At 66.7% G+C, this 19,452-nt stretch carries 17 protein-coding genes and 2 pseudogenes; 5 read left to right on the top strand and 14 right to left on the bottom strand.

What is annotated here, in order from left to right; translation table 11 throughout:
- Positions 1-20 precede the first annotated feature (20 nt).
- The 3 genes from SMIR_RS36920 to SMIR_RS36910 all read right to left on the bottom strand — a co-directional run bounded on the left by SMIR_RS36920 (position 21) and on the right by SMIR_RS36910 (position 2,878).
- Complete coding sequence (locus SMIR_RS36920; RefSeq protein ID WP_248002767.1) at positions 21-1,628, bottom strand: IS4 family transposase; 1,608 nt, start codon at positions 1,626-1,628, stop codon at positions 21-23.
- 111 nt (positions 1,629-1,739) lie between these two features.
- Positions 1,740-2,477, bottom strand: coding sequence for a DDE-type integrase/transposase/recombinase (locus SMIR_RS36915; protein ID WP_212728003.1), 738 nt, complete (start codon positions 2,475-2,477; stop codon positions 1,740-1,742).
- Between the two features lie 17 nt (positions 2,478-2,494).
- Positions 2,495-2,878, bottom strand: a complete 384-nt coding sequence (locus SMIR_RS36910) for a hypothetical protein (protein ID WP_212728002.1) — start codon at positions 2,876-2,878, stop codon at positions 2,495-2,497.
- 215 nt (positions 2,879-3,093) lie between these two features.
- Here SMIR_RS36910 and SMIR_RS36905 point away from each other — a divergent pair, with 215 nt between their 5' ends.
- Positions 3,094-3,942, top strand: a complete 849-nt coding sequence (locus SMIR_RS36905) for a polysaccharide deacetylase family protein (protein WP_249938544.1) — start codon at positions 3,094-3,096, stop codon at positions 3,940-3,942.
- Positions 3,943-4,285: 343 nt separating this feature from the next.
- On the opposite strand, the pseudogene SMIR_RS36900 reads toward SMIR_RS36905, so the two are convergent.
- Positions 4,286-5,044, bottom strand: a pseudogene (locus SMIR_RS36900) (transposase family protein); the annotation flags it as partial.
- A 66-nt stretch (positions 5,045-5,110) separates the two neighbouring features.
- Complete coding sequence (locus SMIR_RS36895; RefSeq protein WP_212728001.1) at positions 5,111-6,286, bottom strand: hypothetical protein; 1,176 nt, start codon at positions 6,284-6,286, stop codon at positions 5,111-5,113.
- A 315-nt stretch (positions 6,287-6,601) separates the two neighbouring features.
- On the opposite strand from SMIR_RS36895, the pseudogene SMIR_RS45045 reads away from it, so the two are divergent.
- Positions 6,602-6,904: pseudogene (locus SMIR_RS45045) on the top strand (SpoIIE family protein phosphatase); the annotation flags it as partial.
- A gap of 141 nt (positions 6,905-7,045) precedes the next feature.
- Here SMIR_RS45045 and SMIR_RS36885 read toward each other — a convergent pair.
- On the bottom strand, positions 7,046-7,471 hold the full coding sequence (locus tag SMIR_RS36885) for a hypothetical protein (protein WP_212728000.1): 426 nt from the start codon (positions 7,469-7,471) through the stop codon (positions 7,046-7,048).
- A 151-nt stretch (positions 7,472-7,622) separates the two neighbouring features.
- Here SMIR_RS36885 and SMIR_RS36880 point away from each other — a divergent pair, with 151 nt between their 5' ends.
- The gene (locus SMIR_RS36880; protein ID WP_248002805.1) at positions 7,623-8,021 is read left to right on the top strand and encodes a DUF6234 family protein; all 399 of its coding nucleotides are present in this window, start codon (positions 7,623-7,625) and stop codon (positions 8,019-8,021) included.
- Positions 8,022-8,140: 119 nt separating this feature from the next.
- Positions 8,141-8,602 (top strand): hypothetical protein, encoded by a 462-nt coding sequence (locus tag SMIR_RS36875; RefSeq protein ID WP_212727999.1) that lies wholly within the window; start codon positions 8,141-8,143, stop codon positions 8,600-8,602.
- Between the two features lie 95 nt (positions 8,603-8,697).
- Here SMIR_RS36875 and SMIR_RS36870 read toward each other — a convergent pair whose 3' ends face one another.
- The 7 genes from SMIR_RS36870 to SMIR_RS36840 form a co-directional block, all read right to left on the bottom strand.
- A complete protein-coding gene (locus tag SMIR_RS36870; RefSeq protein ID WP_212727998.1) occupies positions 8,698-9,048 on the bottom strand; it encodes a hypothetical protein in 351 nt (116 codons plus the stop codon).
- A gap of 582 nt (positions 9,049-9,630) precedes the next feature.
- Positions 9,631-9,855: a translation initiation factor IF-1 gene (gene infA, locus SMIR_RS36865; RefSeq protein ID WP_069759925.1), complete on the bottom strand. Its 225-nt coding sequence runs from the start codon at positions 9,853-9,855 to the stop codon at positions 9,631-9,633.
- The gene (locus SMIR_RS36860) at positions 9,852-10,646 is read right to left on the bottom strand and encodes a GNAT family N-acetyltransferase (RefSeq protein WP_212727997.1); all 795 of its coding nucleotides are present in this window, start codon (positions 10,644-10,646) and stop codon (positions 9,852-9,854) included. The genes infA and SMIR_RS36860 overlap by 4 nt, the downstream gene beginning before the upstream one ends.
- Before the next feature lie 315 nt (positions 10,647-10,961).
- On the bottom strand, positions 10,962-11,336 hold the full coding sequence (locus tag SMIR_RS36855) for a DUF6300 family protein (protein ID WP_212727996.1): 375 nt from the start codon (positions 11,334-11,336) through the stop codon (positions 10,962-10,964).
- Positions 11,333-14,926 carry a DNA polymerase III subunit alpha gene (gene dnaE / locus SMIR_RS36850; RefSeq protein ID WP_168489425.1) on the bottom strand — a complete coding sequence of 1,198 codons (3,594 nt, stop codon included), beginning with the start codon at positions 14,924-14,926 and terminating at the stop codon, positions 11,333-11,335. Before dnaE ends, SMIR_RS36855 begins: the two co-directional genes overlap by 4 nt.
- Before the next feature lie 731 nt (positions 14,927-15,657).
- Positions 15,658-15,975, bottom strand: coding sequence for a hypothetical protein (locus tag SMIR_RS36845; protein WP_212727995.1), 318 nt, complete (start codon positions 15,973-15,975; stop codon positions 15,658-15,660).
- A gap of 72 nt (positions 15,976-16,047) precedes the next feature.
- On the bottom strand, positions 16,048-16,308 hold the full coding sequence (locus tag SMIR_RS36840; protein WP_212727994.1) for a non-oxidative hydroxyarylic acid decarboxylases subunit D: 261 nt from the start codon (positions 16,306-16,308) through the stop codon (positions 16,048-16,050).
- A gap of 413 nt (positions 16,309-16,721) precedes the next feature.
- On the opposite strand from SMIR_RS36840, the gene SMIR_RS36835 reads away from it, so the two are divergent.
- A complete protein-coding gene (locus SMIR_RS36835; protein ID WP_212727993.1) occupies positions 16,722-17,960 on the top strand; it encodes an IS110 family RNA-guided transposase in 1,239 nt (412 codons plus the stop codon).
- A 46-nt stretch (positions 17,961-18,006) separates the two neighbouring features.
- On the opposite strand, the gene SMIR_RS36830 is transcribed toward SMIR_RS36835, so the two are convergent.
- Positions 18,007-19,428: a non-oxidative hydroxyarylic acid decarboxylases subunit C gene (locus SMIR_RS36830; RefSeq protein WP_212727992.1), complete on the bottom strand. Its 1,422-nt coding sequence runs from the start codon at positions 19,426-19,428 to the stop codon at positions 18,007-18,009.
- Between the last annotated feature and the right edge of the window lie 24 nt (positions 19,429-19,452).

Here is a 19,452-nt window from a genome sequence, read left to right as displayed (position 1 = left end):
GCGGGATGCGGCTCGTCACATCATGCCCAGTCCGGGACGAGGGCGTAGGTGTCCTTGGCGATCTTGCGGAGCATCCCGTCTTTCACCCAGGTCGAGAGCTGTGTCCATAGGCTCTTGATGTTGGAGCAGGCGATCGCTTCGGCGATCTCCTGTGACCGCCAGGGTCGTTCGGGATCGGTTCGCAGGAGGTCGAGCACGAGCGTCTTGCGGCCCGGAGTGAGGGATGGGCGGGTAGGAGCGGGCGGTGGCATGACCGCCTGATGGACCGCGATGTCCAGGGCAGTGATGTCCTGGCTGATCGCCGGGCGGGGGTCGACGGGGTTGCCGGGGTATCGGGTCATGGGGCACTTCACCTTGCGGGCGCTGACGCGGGGGCGCCGGGCCGGCAGCAGGTTGGCGAGTACGGCTTGGCCGATGCGTCCCGAGCACCCGCTGCTGTCTTCGGCGGGCAGGATGCCTCGCGCCGCGGTGAGCTGGTCCCGCGCTGCTTCGAGGGCCACGGTGAAGCTCACGCGGTCGGGATCAGTCCCCGACGCGGCCTCGGCGGCCTCGACCATGGCCCTGCGGAGAACCTGGTAGAAGGCCAAGGTCGCCCACAGTTCCTGCTCCAGTCCGAACGGGTCGCAAGACCGCAGGACCCGTCCGCGAAGCAGCGTGTGCCGCAGCGAATAGAAGGCCGACTCGATCTCCCACCGCTCATGGTAGAGCCGCACCAGCACGGACGCCGGGTCGCTGCCGGGGTCGAGCAGTGTGGTGACCAGACGGTAGCGGTCGTGCACGCGTTGCCCGTCGCGAAGGGTCACGGTGATGTCCGCCTCAATGACCCGGAGCTTGAGCCCGCCCAGCAGGGTGAGGTAGGAGCCGTCGGCGAGGACTTCCAGGACGACGGGCTTGCGGTGCGGGCCGAGGCGGACCAGCAGCTGAGCACCGCTGCGGGCGACGGCTGCATAGAAGTTGTTCCCGTCGAAGCCACGGTCGGCCAGGAGGAGCATTTTTGGTGACAGGAGGTGCATGAGCTGGGCGGCATGGGTCGGTTCGCCGACGCTGGTGGGGCCGAAGACTGCGCCGAGTAAGCCTCGTGTCCCGGTCTCGACCAGGGCCGTCAACCGCAGGGCCGGGTAGCCGGAGATGCCCCACCGGTGCTTGGACTTGCTGAACAGACTGCGGATCCGAGGCTGGTCAGGGGCCTTGAGCGAACTGCAGCCGTCGAAGGCGACCGTGCGCCAGGAGCGGTAGCAAGTGCCCTTCGTGCCTGGCCGGGCGAGTGGCCCGGACACCGCGTCGAACAACGCCTTCAACGGAGCCGGCCCCAGACGGCGCCGCAGATCGCGTAGTGCCTTCTCCGACGGCCGGTGCGGCGCCAGTCCGTGCAGGCCGACGACAAGCTTGTCCCAGACACGCGCATAGCCCAGGGCCGGGAACATCGCCAAAGCCAGGAGGAAGTAGATGCCGACGCGTGAGGGGAGATGCCGCAGGCGACGATGCCCGGTCCGAGTCTCCTCCAGTACGGCGTCAGCCAGTTCGAACGGCACATGCTGGGTCAACTCGCCGAGGTGCCCGGGCGCGAAAGCGCCAGCCGCGCAGGTGATGGTCTCGGTGAACGTGGTGGTGGCACACTGATCGGGCAACGGGACCTCTCGGGAGGGAAGACCTTGGTCGGCTTCTCTGCCTAACGAAGGTCCCGTTGTCACGTCCGTGGCATCGACGGGCGCAGTTTGACGAAGCCGCAGGTCGCTTAACTACGCGGCATTGGGGTAGTCGGACATGTACTTCGTGGTCTTGAACTGGGCCTCGCTGTAGGGGTTGTCGTTGGAAGTCTTCGGCCGCGAGTGCGACCGGGTGACGCCGAGGTCGATCAGCAACTGCGAGACCTTCTTCGAGGTCATCGAGGTGCCGCGGTCCGCGTGCACGGTCTGGGGCACGATGCCGTTGCGGGCGATGGTCTCGCGGATCAACTCCTCGGCCCGCGCTGCTGATTCGGCCCGCTCGACGGTATGGCCGACGATGTAGCGGCTGAAGATGTCGAGGATGACGTAGGCGTGAAACCAGACGCCCTTGACCGGTCCGGCCGCCTTGGTGATGTCCCAGGTGAACACCTGCGAGGGCCCGGTGGCGACCAGTTCGGGCACCGACTTCGCCGGGTGGGTGGTCTGTCTTCGGCGCTCGCCGGACTGCCCCTTCTCGCGCAGGATCCGGTACATCGTGGAGACGGAGCAGTGGTAGCGCCCGGCATCCAGCTCGCGGGCCCAGATCTGGGCGGGCGGCAACTCGGCGTACTCGACGCTGTTCATCAGGTCCAGGACCGCAGCCCGCTCCTCGGCCGTCAGAGCCGAGGGCTGGACCTGCCGCTTGCGGGGTCCGCGCGGCGGCGCCGGACGCAGCCGACGGTAGTGGGTGGCTCTGGAGCGGCCGGTCAGCCGGCAGGCGGCCGTGATATCGAGCTCGCCCTCGATGCCGGTGAACGCGTCGTCGGCCACCGGGTCGACGGCAGCGTTCAGTCCGCGCCCTCGGAGATCATTTCCAAGAGCGCGGAAGCTTTTCCCATGACCTCCAACGCGGCCTTGTTCCGGGCCAGTTCCTTCTCCAGACGCTCCACCTGGCGGCGCAGCTTCTCGTTCTCCGCCACGGCAGCAGACTTCTTCGGCCTCGCCGGGCCGGTGCGCTGGTCGACCAGCTTCTCCAGGGCCCCGGCATCCCGCGCGGCCCGCCACTCCTTGACATGGGAGTGGTACAGCCGCTCGCGGCGCAGGACCGCGCCCTTCTCGTTCTTGGGCGCGGCGTCGTACTCGGCCACGATCCGCAGCTTGTACTCGGGACTGAAAGTGCGGCGCTTCGGCCGGGGAGCCGGATCGGATCCGGCGGGCTTGGTGCTGGTCATGAGGGGGTGGTTCTCCTGTCGTACCCTCTCAGGCTAACCCGACGAAGCGGGACGTCTCACTCAAGGCTGACAGAGAGGGGATCGAGCAGTTGCTGTTCACGGAGGACTGGCGCGACGGCGTACACGGCCTGGTCAATGAACGCCCTCTCCCGCGTGGCCGGGTACCTTTCCCAGCAGAGTCAAGGACGGCACGGCACTTACGGAAGACCGGTGCGGTGAAGCGGCACAACAGGCGGAGCGGGTTCTACAGATTGCTGACGGGCGCGGTCGTTGCGGCCATGGCGGCCGGCGGCTGCGGCGCGGGGGGTGGCAGCGCAACCGGCCCGGCCGCCACCTCGCGCCAGCCGGCCCCCAGCAACGCACCGAGCGCCACCACCTGGAAGAAGTGGAGTCTCACGCCGCTGCCCGCGCCCCCAAAACCCCCGGCGGACAGGCCCGTCAAACTCTCCGCTACCGGAACCGTCCCGGTCTTCGCGCACCTACCGACCTCACAGAAGGTCGTCTTCATCACGGTCGACGACGGAGCAGAGAAAGACCCCAAGTTCATCGAGATGATAAGAGACTTGAAGATTCCGATCACGATGTTCCTCATGAACGACACCATCAAGTCGGATTACGGGTACTTCAAACCACTGCAGGCGATGGGCAACCACATCCAGAACCACACCCTGCACCACCCCGCGATGAACACCATCCCGTTGGCCCGCCAGAAGGAAGAAGTATGCGGCGACCAGAAGATCCTCACCCATCAGTACGGCACCGCACCACTGCTGTTCCGCCCGCCCTACGGCGCGTACAACAACGACACCAAGACCGCGGTGGGGGAATGCGGGCCCCGGGCGATCGTCCGGTGGCGGGAATCCATGCAGATCACCACCTTGCGGTATCAGGAAGCGGACAAGAAGCTGCGCCCCGGCGACATCATCCTCGCCCACTTCCGCGGACCCAAGGAACTCAAGGGCACCACGATGACGGAGATGTTCGGCAATCTGCTCAAGCGCATCCAAATACAGGGATTCACCGTGGCGCGCCTGGAGGACTACATCCAGCCACCGACTGGGTGAGACCGTGGGACGAACCTCCGGCGCGCCACGGTCCCGGCGGCGGGGCCTGTCAGAGGCGATCGAAACCCTACTAGGCCATGCCCGTACCGGCGCGCGGTCCAGCCCCGCGGCCGCGCGAGGTCATTGGCGGCGGTGTGACTTACCAGCCGCACGGGTGCGTCGACGGCAATGTGCCAGACGGGCGGCATGCGGCTCGCTACGAAGATCACAAACCGTCCGTGATCTTCGAGAGGAAAACCGTCGTGCGCTTCACTCCCGCCGCCCGTACGGCTGCCGCCGCGCTGTCCGCACTCGCCGTACGGTGCGTTGATCATCAACTGTTGGGTGGTCGAGGCGATGGGTAAGGGGTACCGGTAAGGAATACCTGGTGCCGCAGGCCCTCGTCGTGGTCGACAGGGACAGTTGGGCGCCAGGGTGCGGTCGTTCGCGCCGCACGGTGATGCGGGTGCCGACCGACCGCACGACCGACTGGCTCGGTGACCGCGTATCCGATCGAGAACCGCAGGTTCAGCCCGTGCTCGCGCAAGGTCCGGAAGTGGGTGAGGAAGGCTTTCGCGGATCCGGCGCAGTCGGCGCGGACCAGGATCTGGGTGCCGTACCGGTGAGCGTAGGAGATCTGTGCGAGGGCGTCGTCCAGCACCGCGATGTGATGGTCGGCGGTGTTGGCTCCGGAGTTGCCGGGCCGCAGTCGGCCAGACATGACCTCGCCGATGTTCGCGCGGAAACACTGCAGCGGATGGAAGCCGAAGTGAGGCGCGGGCCGCTCGCAGCGAAGCGAGTACTGCCCCGTCGGTGTCGGCGAGCAACCGCCAGGCGGTGGGCGTGGAGGCGACCGGTCCGAATACCCCGCCCTGGTCCCGCAGCACGGCCAGATCCGCTATCGCCCCACCGCTGTCGGCGAACATCACCGCGAGATCGGTGGCGGTCCGACCTGGATCGTGCCCGGTGCCACGCGGTCGCAACGCCCTGAACGCAGTGGAGCAGGCGGTGGTCAGACCGGTGGCATCGGCAAGATCCGCCGGCAAACGTGCGCCCGCGTGCCCGACACCCTCGAACCGTCAGTGGAGACGCGGAGCTTGGGACGAGAACCGATACTCTGCACGCCTCATCTCGGCATTTGAATTCTCGCGAGGTTCGATTCAACCTTCTCCGCGGCACTGAGGTTTTCTCACTGACCGACGGTGAGGAACAGAGCTCCGACTAGAACTGACAGAAGGATCTCGTAGCCGAGGACGATGCAGGCCAGGGCCAGCACTCCCTTCTGCCACAGACGCGGTCCGCGGTAGGGAAGGAGCGGTGGCTGGTCCGAGGGTTGGAGTGCCGCTTCGGTCGGGGTCGTGCCAATCTCCGCGTGAGTGCGCCACCAGTGACGTAGCGTCTGGCTCTTGGCTTCGAACTCCGAGTCCCAGAGCACGCGTCCGACACGCGGTACTGGCAATGGCGTTCGGCGACTGCTCGCTTCAAGGATGACTAGCCTGCGCCCGCCGCGGTGGCGCTCGACGGCGATCCCTTGAATCTCGTCCCAGGGAACGGTTCGGGGCCGCAGCCCTCGTATGACCAGGTGGTCGGCAGTGAGGATGACGCCTCTACCGAAGCTCAGGAAGCCCGCGCCCAGCAGCAGCGAGATCGCGACGAGTGCGCCGAGCGTGCGGCCGAGGAGCGTCGGGTGATCAGCGCCGGGCCCCTCGGCGAACCCCGCCATCACCGCATCAGCCGCAAGCCAGCCGAGCAGCAGGACCGTGGGCACCGACCGGCTCGGCGCAGGTCGCATGCCCAGTCGCTCGGGCAGCCGGCCGTAGGTATGCCCCCAGGCGCCGAGTTCACCAGCTGTGTCTTCGACTTGGGCCGCGCCGCCGTTGGCAAGCCACCAGCTTCGGATGGTCGCGACCTTGTCGTCGAACCGCCGGTCGCGGGACAGGAAACCGGAGCTGGGCATTCGTAGCGGGGTGCGGCGTCCATCCGTCTCGTAGAGGACCACCCGCCGTCCGCCGGTGAACGGCTCGATCGCGACCTCGGCGACGTTGGTCCACGGGATGGTCCGGCGGCGCAGGTTGTGGACGACGACCGCCTCAGGGGTCAGGGTTACCCCGACGTAGCGGCTCAGCACCCACAGTTCGAGCATGACGAAGAACGGCAGCACCAGGGGCAGGACCCGCGACTCGAACGGCAGGCCGGGCAGCCCGGGCCGCTGGTGCGCCCACAGCAAGGGGTTCGCCAACTGCATCAGCACGGCGGCGCCGAGGATCAGACCCAGTGGCAGGGACTGCTGCCACGAAGCCCGATAGCGGACTCGGCCGACCATTCCCGACGATTCCGCTCCGCCATTGCGGGCTTTCTGGTTCACAGCTGTTCCACCCCTGCCGCACGAACAATGCGGGGCATCTTGCCTGGCCAGGGACTGTTCGCGCAATGGCTGCCGGCGGCCCCAGCCCGACAGAGCAACTGGCAGCCAGGGCGAGAACGTGCCTTCTGCTCGTAGCGCCCACGGCGCTACTCCCGCTCCGGCCGTCCGCTGGGGAGCGCATTTGCCCGGGTGTGCGATCTGGGCGCATGGCCAGGTCGCACCGGAGCCCCCGGCCGCGGGTGGCCGTGAAGCCCCTGGTAGGACGCTTCTCACTACCAGGTCGTCCGCCGAACCAGAGGCCCACGTTGGTCACCCATGCTGCCACGCTCGATGTCCCGCGCCACATCGTCGAGTTCCTCGCCCGCCTGGCGCGGGCCATGTGCCGTTGCTCTGTGTACGCGAGGACGGCGGCAGCGACATCCGCGAGCTGCCGGGCGGTCTCCGGTGCTGGGAGTCCTGTCAGGCACCGACTACCTCGAGGAGACCTTCACCCTGGAGGAGGGCACCGCACTGGTCATGCTCACCGGCGGTGTGGTCGAGGGGCCGGGCTTGACGCTGGACACCGGCCTGGAGCGGGCCAGAACACTGGCCGCCCATGCCCTCCACGACGGGCTGAACGCCGAGGCGATCGCTGACCGAATCCTCGACGACGCGGTTGCGGTGGACCACCTCGACGATCGGCACCTGATGCTCCAGAAGGTCGGCACCGAGCCGGTCGACTCCGACTTCCTGCTCCCCGATGTCCCAGCAGTCCAGAGCTCATTGAGTTGCGCTGGGACGACTGCAGATCCGACCTGCAACTGCGCCCGCCATGAGAGGGGCGATGATGAGCACGAAGATCACACATCCCACGGCAGCGACTACCACCGCGCCATCCGTATGGACATCGGGATCGCTCATGATCGTGAAGTCGGCAATCCAAAGGCACGGCCCCACAGCGCCGCACGCTGCCAGCAGCCGCCAGGCACGGGCACGCCCGAGGAGCCCCCCCAACAGCAAGGAAGGCACAAAGCCGCAGACCAGCATGCTCAGGACGAGGGCAATGCCCGTCAGATCCAGGACGCCCATGACGATTGGCAGCCAAGGGCCGACAGCAACCCCTGCCGCCCACAACAGGGATGCCGAGAGGAGTTCAGCGGACGCCCCTATGGTCGTCGCCCACTCACGCACTGGCTTGTGCTTCATCGTCGCCCCCCGGAGCAGTTGAGCGCGATGCTCTCACTAAATCTGAACACGTTCAATACTGGGCGGGTCACCCACCCCCTGGCTCCACGCCGACCCAGAATTGGGTACGCGTACTCATGCGCGTCACCACCAGGCTCGGCACCCTGCAGCCATGACGAATCCCCTTCCAGCGCCGCATCGCTGGCGCCCCTGGTCGCACCGAACACGCCGGGGCGCGGACCTTGCCCTCGCGATACCGCTGCTCCTACTGGAGACCGCGTGGCTGGTGCTGGACTGGATGTTCGGCCTCGGCATGGAGGTATGGGCAGCGCAAGGCGACAAGGCGCAGGTCGACGCGGCAACCCTCGCGCACATCAATCGCGTGTGGGTGCTGTTGGTCGCCGTACTCATCGTGGCAGTACTCGCGGGACTGTTCCGTGCCCCCTGGACGGCGATCGCACACCTGCTGGTGGCTCTCCTGGCTGGCCTGATACTGGGGGCCTCACAGCACCAGTGGAATACCGACCACGCGCCCCCGCCCGGGTGTATCCGCTACAGCGCCAACTGCTGAGACACCCGGGCGCGGCTCGAACCACGCTGTTGCCCGGTATTACTGACGGTGACAGCCGAGACTGAGCTCCGCGGAGATCTGGCGACAGTTGAATACGAGACCCCACCAGTACCAAGGTGGTGAGCACCGACGACATCTACGGATACGGGATCGGCGTGCTCCCGGTGAAGTCACCATTCGATGACGTCACCGGACTGCCGGAACGGTCGACCACCTTCACCGTGAAAGCCCACAAACCAGCCGAGTGGTATCACATGGCCCGGCTCAAGGTGACCGGGCCGGTGACGGGCGACACGTCGCAATGCCGGTTCTGGTACCGGCAAGCTTCGGTGAAGTACCGGCAGGACCTGCGGTGCGTCAACCAGCTCCGCCTCGCCAAGAAGCAGAGCAACCAAGCACGCCCCCAGAACATGTGGTTCTGGGGGCGTCTTGACGTCACGGACCGGGGCGACGGACTCCGGGCGCCGACCGAGTTGTTGCTGCCCCCGACCCGCCCCGGGTGCTCGGTTCGACAGGCCCAGGTGGCTGCCGCGGCTCTGGGGACGGTCGGGCAGCTTCCCCGGCTCTTCATGGGCGCCTGACCGGCTGAAGCGAAAGGCGCAGGACATACGGCTCGCACCGAGGTCGTTCGGCCATGACGGGGTGAAGCAGCCCGGCACCGCCCGTGGGCCGTGGCTCAGTTCACGGTGAGGACGGCGGAGTCGTTGCGGCTGTCCGGATCGAAAGCGGGCCGGTGGGAGTCGGCCGGGTCCGGGCCCCAGACCAGCTGGACGCCGCCCTTGGCATGCGTGACCACGTCGTCGACCCGGACGGTCAAGGAGAAGTTGGTGACCTGCCCCTTGGGCACGACGATGCCCGGCAGGCTGCAGACGTACGGCCCTTTCGCCTCGGCGGCCGGGTTGTTCTCCTGCCACGGGGCGCAGTTGACCGAATGGCCGACGGCGGTGGTACCGGGCGGGAGCGTCACCCAGGCGGTGGGCGCTCCCTCACCGCCGCTGCGGTCACGTGCGAAGACGAGACCCGCCACGTGGTAATGCAACGGTGGGACGTCTGGAAGTCTCAATCCGAGCCCGTCGTGAAGAAATATGGGGCAGAGGGTCGTCTGGTTACCGTTTCCGGAAGCGGAACAGTATCCAGCATCACCGAGCGGGCAATTATCCGCCCTCAACACATACTTCGGCTAAGCGGTTATGGCGAAGTCGAGTACTGATTCTTTGAGCTCGTAACACGATCTTGTTGAACGGCCCTGTTCGGCCGTGTCCGGTGTGACGATTCGACCGTTCGGGATGGTGTGACTACCCGGCCGTGGAAGGTGTTCGGTGATCTGTGGGCGCTGATCGAGCCGCTGCTGCCGCCCTGGCCCGAGAAGGCACCCGGCCCGCGGCCGGTGCCGGACCGGCTGTGCCTGTAGGGCATCCTGCACGTGCTGCACAACCACATCGCCTCACAACTGCTCCCCCTGGAGCTGGGGTTCGGCTCGGGCCAGACCTGCCGGCGGCGGCTAAAGCGGTGGCCGCCGTGGCCGTGCGAGCCATCATCGGGGCCCCGGTCACGGAAACGCCGTGACCGGGGCCCCAGGATCAGCTACCGCGGAAGGTGCCGACCGCCGCTAGTTCCGGTACCGGAACACGATCCGGCCGCGCGTCAGGTCGTACGGCGGGAGCTCCACCAGTACCCGGTCTTCCAGCATGATCTTGATGTAGTTCTTGCGGATCTTCCCGCTGATGTGCGCGAGCACCTGGTGGCCGTTCTCCAGCTCCACGGTGAACATGGCGCTGCGCAGGCACTCGACGACCTTGCCCTCGACTTCGATGACGTTCTTGTGCTTCGTCATCGCACCAGCTCCAGGTTGCTGCTCATCGGCCGGGCGCCGATGCTCTCGAACAGCGCCGAGGCTGCTTGGTTGGACTCGTGGACTTCGGCATAGGCCGCGGCGAACCCGGAGCGGTGCTGCGTCCCCAGCGCGTGGGCCAGCAGCGCCCGCGCGATGCCGCGACGCTGCTCGCCGGCCCGGACCGCGACCAGCCCGATGCGCGGCCGGTTCACCGTCGCTACCCGGATCAGCCCCAGGTAGCGGTCCGGCGCCGCGGCCACCGCGTACTTCGACGGGTCGACGATGGTGTCGTCTTCGGGCCGGGGAATTACCTCCGCGGGCATCGACTGCCACCACCCGGCGGTCGCCTCGACTTCGTCACGGATCGCGCGGTCCACCGCCCGCAGCAGACACTCGTCCGCATGACCGGCGGGCACGATCGTCACGCCCGAAGGCGGCAGCACTTCGCCGAGCCCTGTGACCCGCGGGTCGGTCGGCACGACGTACTCCCACTCGCGGCGCCGGATCGTGAAACCGGCCCGCCGCCAGCCGGCCGTCAGCTCGACGTCAGCTTCGTCGACCACCGTGTACAGCGGCGCCGGCAGTTGCGCCAGCATCACCTCGGCGAGCCGGTCGAAGGTGGCGTCGTGCCAGGCGTCGATGCTGACGAACAAGCGTCCGTCGTGCCGGTGCTCCGCATGCCCGCGGCCGACCACCAGGTCGTCATCCAGTGCATGCCATTGCCTGTCCGCGACGCGCGTGATCATCACCGCGTTCTCGCTCAGGCCAGATGTGAAAGGCTTTGTGTTCATCGGAGTCTCCTTCCAGGAGTGCCTCGATCTCAGGCGCTCCTGGCGACACCGAACTTCAGCCGCCGGACCGTGACGGGTTGAGGGAGCACCCATGGGTAACTGTGTTCACGGGTCTCACCTCCATACGACGACTTCACGATCCACCACGACAGTAGGGGCGGGGCACCGCCTCGCTCAAATCCTTTTCTGTAGACAGGCGTGTCAGGGTGTTCCGTCAGGGATCGATGACCGGGACGCCCGGCGCGGGGAAGCGGACCGAGGTCAGCGCTGTTCCGTAGGAGTGTTCCGGGCCGGGTTCCGATGACGACTCCCCAGCTAGAACTCACCGCCTCGCCAGAGCCGCGCCTGCTCGTTGAGGAGTCCCTCGTCGACGGCGGTGTTCCGGCGGTTTTCGACCCACACCTCGGCGAGTGGCCCGAAAACATCGAGTTGGTCGGCAGGGAAGGAACCATCCTCTTCAAAGAGGGCGATCAGCGGTGCGGCGGCCGGACCATCGCGGTCGCAGAATCGGCACAGCACGGCTTCTCTGAAGCCGCTGACGGTGCCGCCCCTGTTGTTGCCCCAGCTGTGGGGATAGCGGGCCAGCAGTACCGTCGGCCGGCTGCAGCTGGGACAACGTGGTGTTACGTCGACGATGAGGACGATCTCTTCTAAGTCGTGCGGCTCGCCAGTACCGGCTTCCTCGCTCACGCCACCCCTTGCCACGCCTCCGGGCCAAAGGATCCCTTGATGTCTGAGGCGATGGTAGCGGCGTTCACCAGCGAGGGAAGCTGGTAGACGACGGTCTTCTGCGGGCCGCGCACCGCGAGTTGAACGGGATTCTGGCCGGGGTGGGCACCCATGATGCGTTTGAGTTCGTTGATGCACAGCTCGTTGATGCGGTGATAGGGCAGCCGAAGCTGGACGGGGGCTGCGCCGTCGCGTTCGGCGGAGGTCACGTCGAGGACCTTCAGTTCCTGCCCGAAGATGCTGATGGCGCCGTCGCGGTCGTTGACGCGGCCTTGCACGGTGATGACGCTGTCCTCCACCAGGGCGGCGGCGACCATCTGGTAGGTGGCGGGGAAGAAGAGGACCTCGATCGTTCCGTCACGGTCGGCGAGGTTGACAATGGCCCAGGCGTTGCCTTGTTTGGTCATCTTGGGCTGGACGCTGGTGATCAGGCCGGAGAGGCGGACCACGCCTTCGGTACGTCCTGAGGCCAACAGGTCCACGATGGTGGTGTCGCGGTTGGTGGACAGGATGTGCTCGGTGCCGTCCAGCGGGTGCGCGGAGACGTACATGCCGAGCATCTCGCGTTCGATGGACAGCAGTTGCTTGCGGGGCCATTCGTCGTCGCTGACCGGCACATCCAGGCTGAAGCTGTCGTCGCTGGCTGCATCGCCGAGGCCGGCGAAGAGATCGTCCTGTCCGTAGGCGGCTGCCTTCTTGAGCGGGACGACTGCATCGATGGCGCTCTCGTGGGCGGCGGACAGTCCCTTGCGGGTGTGTCCGAGGGAGTCGAAGGCGCCGGATCTGATGAGGGATTCCACGGCCCGCTTGTTCAGCGCGGGCAGGTCGACCTTGTCGAGGAAGTCGGAGAACGAAGTGAACTTCCCCTTGGACTTGCGGGCCGCGATGATCGATTCGATGACGTTGTCGCCCACGTTGCGTACTGACAACAGTCCGAAGCGGACGTCGTCGCCGACGGCCGCGAACTCGGCGAGCGACTCGTTCACATCCGGCGCGAGGACGGTGACGCCGAGCTTGCGGGCATCGGCGAGGTAGATGCCGGCCTTGTCCTTGTCGTCACCGACAGAGGTGAGCAGGGCCGCCATGTACTCGGCCGGGTAGTTGGCCTTGAGGTAGGCGGTCCAGTAGGAGACGAGTCCGTAGCCTGCGGTGTGGGACTTGTTGAACGCGTAGCCGGAGAACGGGAGCATGACGTCCCAGATCGCCTTGATGGACTCTTCCGAGTAGTCGTTGTCGGCCATGCCGTCGTGGAACTTCTGCCACTCGGCGGCCAGCACCTCGGGCTTCTTCTTGCCCATCGCGCGGCGCAGCATGTCGGCGCCACCGAGCGTGTAGCCGGCCAAGGTCCGGGCGATGGCCATGATCTGCTCTTGGAAGATGAGCAGGTGGTGGGTGGAGCCCAGGATCGGGTCCAGGACTTCCTTCAGCTCGGGGTGGATCGGGTCCGGGTCCTGCTTGCCGTTTTGCCGCAGCGCGTAGTTGGTGTGCGCGTTGGCAGCCATCGGGCCGGGCCGGTACAGGGCGAGGGCGGCCGCGATGTCCTCGAAGCGGGAGGGTTCCATCAGTTTCAGCAGCGCGCGCATGCCGCCGCCGTCGAGCTGGAACACGCCGAACGTGTCGCCGCGGCCCAGAAGCTCGAAGGTCTTCTTGTCATCCAGCGGGATCACGGTGACGCTGGTGTCGCCGTTGCCCGGGTCGACGGTGGCCAGCTTGACGCCGCGGTTCTCACGGATGTTCGTCAGCGCGTGGTCGATCACGCCCAGGTTGCGCAGGCCCAGGAAGTCCATCTTGACCAGCCCCATGTTTTCGCAGCTGGGGTAGTCAAATCCGGTGATCTTGACGCCGTCCTTGGCGCGCATGTGCAGCGGGATGCGCTCGGTCAGCTTCGTCTTGGACAGGATGACCGCGGCCGCGTGCACACCGGTGCCGCGGGTCAGGCCTTCGACACCCTTGGCGGTGTCGATGACCTTCTTCACCTCCGGCTCGTTCTCGTACATCGTCCGGATTTCGCCGGCCTCGCCGTAGCGCGGGTGCGCGGAGTCGAAGATGCCGTCCAGCGGGATCGACTTGCCCATGATGTCCGGCGGGAGCGCCTTGGTGATGCGCTCGCCGTGCTGGAAGGGGTAGCCGAGGATGCGGGACGAGTCCTTGATCGCGTTCTTGGCTTTGATCTTGCCGAAGGTGTTGACCATGGCGGTGTACTCGTCGCCGTACTTCTCGGTGACGTAGCGGACCATGGCGTCACGCTGGCGGTCGTCGAAGTCGAGGTCGACATCCGGCGGGTTGATGCGCTCAGGGTTCAAAAAGCGTTCGAAGAGCAGGCCGTGCTCGAGCGGGCACAGCTCGGTGATGCGGGTCGCGTACGCGACGATCGAGCCGGTGGCCGACCCGCGGCCGGGCCCGACCGGGATTTTGTTGTCGCGGGCGTGGCGGCAGATGTCGGCGACCACGAGGAAGTAGGAGGAGAAGCCCATGGGGCCGATGACCGTCATCTCGGTCTCGAAGCGCTCCATGACCTCGGCCGGGATCGGGTCGCCGTAGCGCATGGCCAGGCCCTTGAGGCATTCCTTGCGCAGCCAGGACTCCTGCGTCTCCCCCTCCGGCACGTCCGGGTACTGCGGCATCTCGTCGACGTTCTCGAAGACGGAGTCGTAGGACTCGATGCGCTCGGCGATCAGAAGGGTGTTGTTGCAGGCCTCCGGCAGCTCCGCAAACAACTCCCGCATCTCGGCGGCGGTCTTGAGGTAATAGCCGCTGCCCTGGAACCGGAACCGCTTCGGGTCGTCCTTGTTCTTGCCCACCCCGATACACAGCAGGTTGTCATGCGCATCGGCCTGGTCCTCGTGCACATAGTGCGCGTCGTTCGTGGCCAGCAGCGGAATGTTCAGATCCTTGGCCAGCCGCAACAGCCCGTCACGGACGTCCTTCTCGATGGACAGCCCATGGTCCATCAGCTCCAGGAAGTAACTCTCCTTGCCGAAGATGTCCTGGTAGGCGGCAGCGACTTCACGGGCCTCGTCGTACTGGTTCAGCCGCAGCCGCGTCTGGATCGCCCCGGACGGGCAGCCCGTCGTGGCGATGATGCCGCCTGCCTGCTCGCTGATCAGCTCCATGTCCATCCGCGGCTTGCCCGCGGGGAACTGACCGGTGTAGCTGGCCTCGGTCGACAGGTGGAAGAGGTTCTTCAGACCCTGGACGTTCTGCGCCCACATCGTCATATGCGTGAACCGGCCACCGCCGGAGACGTCCTTCGAGCCCTCACCGTCGTCCGACATCGCCCGCTGGCCGCCCGGACCCCAGAACTCCTGCTTGCGATTCCGGCGCGAGGACGGCGCGACGTAGGCCTCGATCCCGATGATCGGCTTGACGCCGTCGACACCCTTGGACACCTGATGGAACTCGTACGCACCGAACATGTTGCCGTGGTCGCTCATGGCGACGGCCGGCATGCCCTGACGCTCGACCTCGGCGAACATCGGCTTGAGCTTCTGCGCGCCGTCGAGCATCGAATATTCGGTGTGATTGTGCAGGTGAACAAAGGAATCCGTCACCGGGAGGGCACCTCCGGAGCAGTCGCAGGAAGGACCTCACCCTAGCCCCCAAACGTTGATCAGATCCGGCCCTGAAACGACCTCAAAGCCCCCTCGGCCAAGCCCTTCCCGGGTGACCTCGCACTCTCACAGAACGAAGTCGAAACGCTCCTCGGCGTGGCGGCTCGTCGCGTGTCGACGGCGATCTTCAGAAGCCCGAGACAGCCCGGAATGCCTCAGCCAGTGAGCGTTGCGCGGATGCCGAGATCTCACGAGAGTGGCCGATTTCAGCCGTCTTGCCCAGCCCCGACAGACCGGCTCATCGCCCAGCCCGGCAGCAGACGCTTTAAGACGCTTTGAACCAGCTCACGCGCGACAGCGACGACGGCTGAATCCCCTGCGGGCTGCGGGCTGCGGGGCGCCGGGCGTGCGCGCCGGGCCGCGGAAACCGTCCGAGCCGCCTTGTGCCGCCTTGACGACCTAAGGCAGTGGCAGATCCTCGGTGACCCGAACGAGGTGTCCCGGGCCGGGAGACGGGACAGCGGGCCCGGCAACCGCGTTACGGCCAGGCGGGCCTGTATGCCTTACCGCCCGCACGGGTGAGCCGGCAGCCAAGTACCGGATGAGGAAGTGGCAGTCTCGATCGCCGACATCTCGCGGCCAACACCGTTGCGTTTGAGTCTTGATTCGCAGGTCAAGCCCCGATGAATGACGGCGTATGCGGCCGACCTTTTGCTTCCCTGTTGTAGTCGTCATCCTGCGGCTGAGGCGTCCGACGTGTGAGCCGCAGACCCACGGCACGTTACGTGCCGACGGAACGGCCACTGATGGACGGAGTGCAGCAGCAGGTCGTCCGGTGGGGCGGGCAGGGGCGGTGGGGCGCTGGTGAAGTGAGCGATGAGCACGACCCTGTCCTGGCCGCCCAGGTAGATGCCCGCGTCCAGGCAGGCGGAGTCGGCGAGGACGGTGGACAGCACGGTCTGTTCGATGTGGGAGAGCAGGTCGGCCTGTCGGCCGGCTCGGGCGCGTGCCTCCCACATGAGGGGGTCGGGTGGCGATGTGATGGTCATGCCGGTTTCCGGGAGGGCGGTGCCCGGCGGATTCGAACCGCCGGGCGTCGTGGTGGGCAGGGGGGAACGGGGTCAGGAGTGGCGCAGCGGCGGGATGACGGGCAGTTCCACCGCGTTGCGGATGTCCTCGACGGTCATCTTGAAGCTCTCCGGGTAGGCGTCGCGCTGGGTACGGCGGGCCGGCTCGGACGTGCGCCAGCAGTACCGGCACTGCTCACAGTGGTAGACGTCCCAGACACCTTCGACGGGGGAGGTGTGGAGCAGGTCCAGGGTGGTGTGACCGCAGCGCGGGCACTCGGTGGGCGCGCTGTTCTTCGTGGTCCTGGCGGCCATGGCGGTGGGGTCTCCTAATTCGTGAGTAGGCGGTTCCAGGGCAGCCCCGTGAAGGGCTGCTGGACTGACTGATGCGGATGGGTTTCGCGGCGACCGCGTGGGCGCCGGAGGAACTCCTGGTGTCTCCGGGCCCGCAGAGGCCTTATGAAAGAGCGGTTGCCTCCGGCGTCTTCGGGGCGCCGTGAAACCCATCCCGGCTGTTCGAACGTTGATCGTTGTGGTGCGAGCCCGCCGCAGGGTGACCTCCCGTTTCCTCCCGAGCCTTCGAGCTCTGCACGAGACAGAGGCCCCTGCGGTGCGCTGGCGTCACGAACGGCTGGTGAGATGGCGGACCCGAGAGTCCTGGAATTAGGTCGCCGCGTGGCCCACACAGGCTTGTCACCTGCATAAACGGACAAAGTAAGGAGCACGGTTTGAAGGTGTACTGCGGGATCGACTGGGCCGAGCGCCATCACGATGTCGCCCTGGTCGACGACAGCGGCACGCTGCTGGCCAAGCGGCGGATCACCGACGACGCGGCCGGTTACCGGATGCTGCTGGAGCTGCTCGCCGAGCACGGCGACACCCCGGATGACCCGATACCGGTCGCGATCGAGACCAGCCACGGCCTGCTGGTCGCCACTCTGCGCACCGGGAAGCGCCAGATTTTCGCGGTCAACCCACTGTCCGCCGCCCGCTATCGCGACCGGCACAGCGTCAGCCGTAAGAAGTCCGACCCCGGCGACGCCCTGGTCCTGGCGAACATCCTGCGGACCGACATGGACGTCCACCGCTCGCTGCCCGCCGACAGCGACCTGGCCCGTGCCATCACCGTGCTCGCCCGCGCCCAACAGGACGCCGTCTGGCATCGCCAGCAGTTGGTCAACCAGGTCCGCTCGCTGCTGAAGACGTTCTACCCGGCCGCCCTGGACGCCTTCCTCGGCAAGCAGCACGGCCTCGCTCGTCCGGAAGCCCGCGCAGTCCTGGCCACGGCCCTGACCCCGGCCCGTGCAGCGAAGCTCTCCGTCACGCAGTTCCAGGCCGCGCTGCGGCGGGCCGGCCGGGTCCGCGGGATCGAAGCCGAAGCACAGCGCCTGCGCGAGGCATTCCGCGGCGACCACGTCCGTCAGCCGCAGGCCGTCGAGGACGCCATGGGACGCCAACTCACCGCACTCATCGTCCAGTTGGATGCCGCCTGCCGGGCGGCTGATGACCTGGCCGAGGCGGTGGAGGAGTCTTTTCGCGAGCACCCGGACGCTGACATCCTGCTCAGCTTTCCCGGCCTTGGCGTCCAACTCGGTGCCCGGGTGCTCGCAGAAATCGGCGACGACCGCGACCGCTTCACCGACGCCCGCGCTCTGAAGGCATACGCAGGCTCGGCGCCCATCACCCGCGCCTCCGGCAAGAAGAAGTTCGTCGGGCGCCGCTTCATCAAGAACGACCGGCTGATCACAGCTGGCTTCCTGTGGGCCTTCGCCGCACTGACCTCCTCGCCCGGAGCCGACGCGCACTACCGCCGCCGACGCGAGGCCGGAGACTGGCATGCTCAGGCTCAGCGACATCTGTTCAACCGGCTGCTCGGGCAGCTCTACCACTGCTTGCAGAGTCGGCAGCTCTTCGATGAACATCGCGCGTTCACCTCCTTCTCAACAGATCTGGCCGTCGCGGCTTGACTTCTTAAGCACGTGAGATGTCTTTCAGGGTGGGTCAGGGGGTCGGTCACTGCTTGGCAAGCTGCTGCAGCTTGATGAGCCACTCGCCCATCTCGGGCAGGTCGTGTACCTGGTTGCCGTAGTTGCCGCGGTTGTCCGGCCTGGCCGGGGTGGTGGCGTCGATGATGAGTTTGGCGCCGGTGCCGGGGTTGTCCGACTGGGGAGCGAGCTCCATCAGCGACAGGTGGGGCACGACGATGAGGTCGTCGCTGGGGTTCATCTTGGTGGACAGTGCCCACATCACCTGGGGGAGGTTGAACGGGTCGACGTCCTCGTCCACCACGATCACGGTGGCGGCGTAGCCGAGTCCGTGAGGCGTCGTCAGCACCCGCATGCCGACCGCCTTGGCGAAACCGCCGTAGCGCTTCCTGGTGGAGACGATGATGACCAGTCCGTGGGTGTACATCGCGTTGACGGCCTGGACCTCGGGGAAGTCCTTCTTCAGCTGCTCGTACAGCGGCACGCAGGTGTTGGGGGCCATCAGGTAGTCGATCTCGGTCCACGGCATGCCGAGGTAGAGGTGCTCGAAAACCGGGTCGGTGCGGTAGGAGATCTTGTCGATCCGGATCACCGGCATGTTGCGGCCGCCGGAGTAGTGCCCGGTGAACTCGCCGAACGGACCCTCGATCTCGCGCTTGCGACCTTCGATGACGCCCTCGATGACCACCTCGGATCCCCACGACACCGGCAGGCCGGTCAGCGGCGCCTTGGCGATGGGCGCGGGGGCGCCGCGCAGCGCGCCGGCCATCTCGTACTCGTTCTCGTCGTACCCCATGGGCGTGGAGGCCACGATCGAGATCACCGGGTCGTTGCCGAGGGTGATCGCGATCGGCAGGTCCTCGCCGCGCTCCTCGGCCTTGCGCAGGTGCAGGCCGATGTCGTGCACCGGTCCGGGCTGGATGGCGAGCTTGCGCTTGCCCTGGACCTCGATGCGGTAGATGCCGACGTTTTGCTTGCCGGAGTTCTCCGGGTCGTCGGGGTCCTTTGAGACGATGGCGGCCTTGTCGATGTAGAAGCCGCCGTCGCCGTCGTTGAGCCGGATCAGGGGGAGGATGTCGAAGATGTTGACGTCCTCGCCCTCGACGGAGTTCTGCGCCCACAGCGGGTCGTCCCGCCACTCGGGCTTGACCGGGAACTTTGCCCAGCGAGCGATGAACTCGTCCACCTGATCTTTGGTGCCGGTCGCCTTGGGCAGGCCCAGGGCCAGGGCGTGGTTGGCCCAGGAGCCGTGGACGTTCATCGCGATCCGGGCGCTGTCGAAGCCGGAGACGTTGTCGAAGTACAGCGCCGGTGCCGCATCCCCCAGACGCGTGGCAGCGTTCGCGGCGGCGGCGACATCGGGCTCAGGCATCACCTGTTCGGTGATGCGCAGCAGCTGTCCTTCCCTCTCGAGGGTGTCGAGGAAGCTGCGCAGATCGTCGTACGCCATGTCTCTCCTCCAATGGTGGTGGCA

This window comes from Streptomyces mirabilis, from assembly GCF_018310535.1.
Lineage (GTDB): Bacteria > Actinomycetota > Actinomycetes > Streptomycetales > Streptomycetaceae > Streptomyces.
This window is presented reverse-complemented; position numbering and strand designations above follow the sequence as displayed.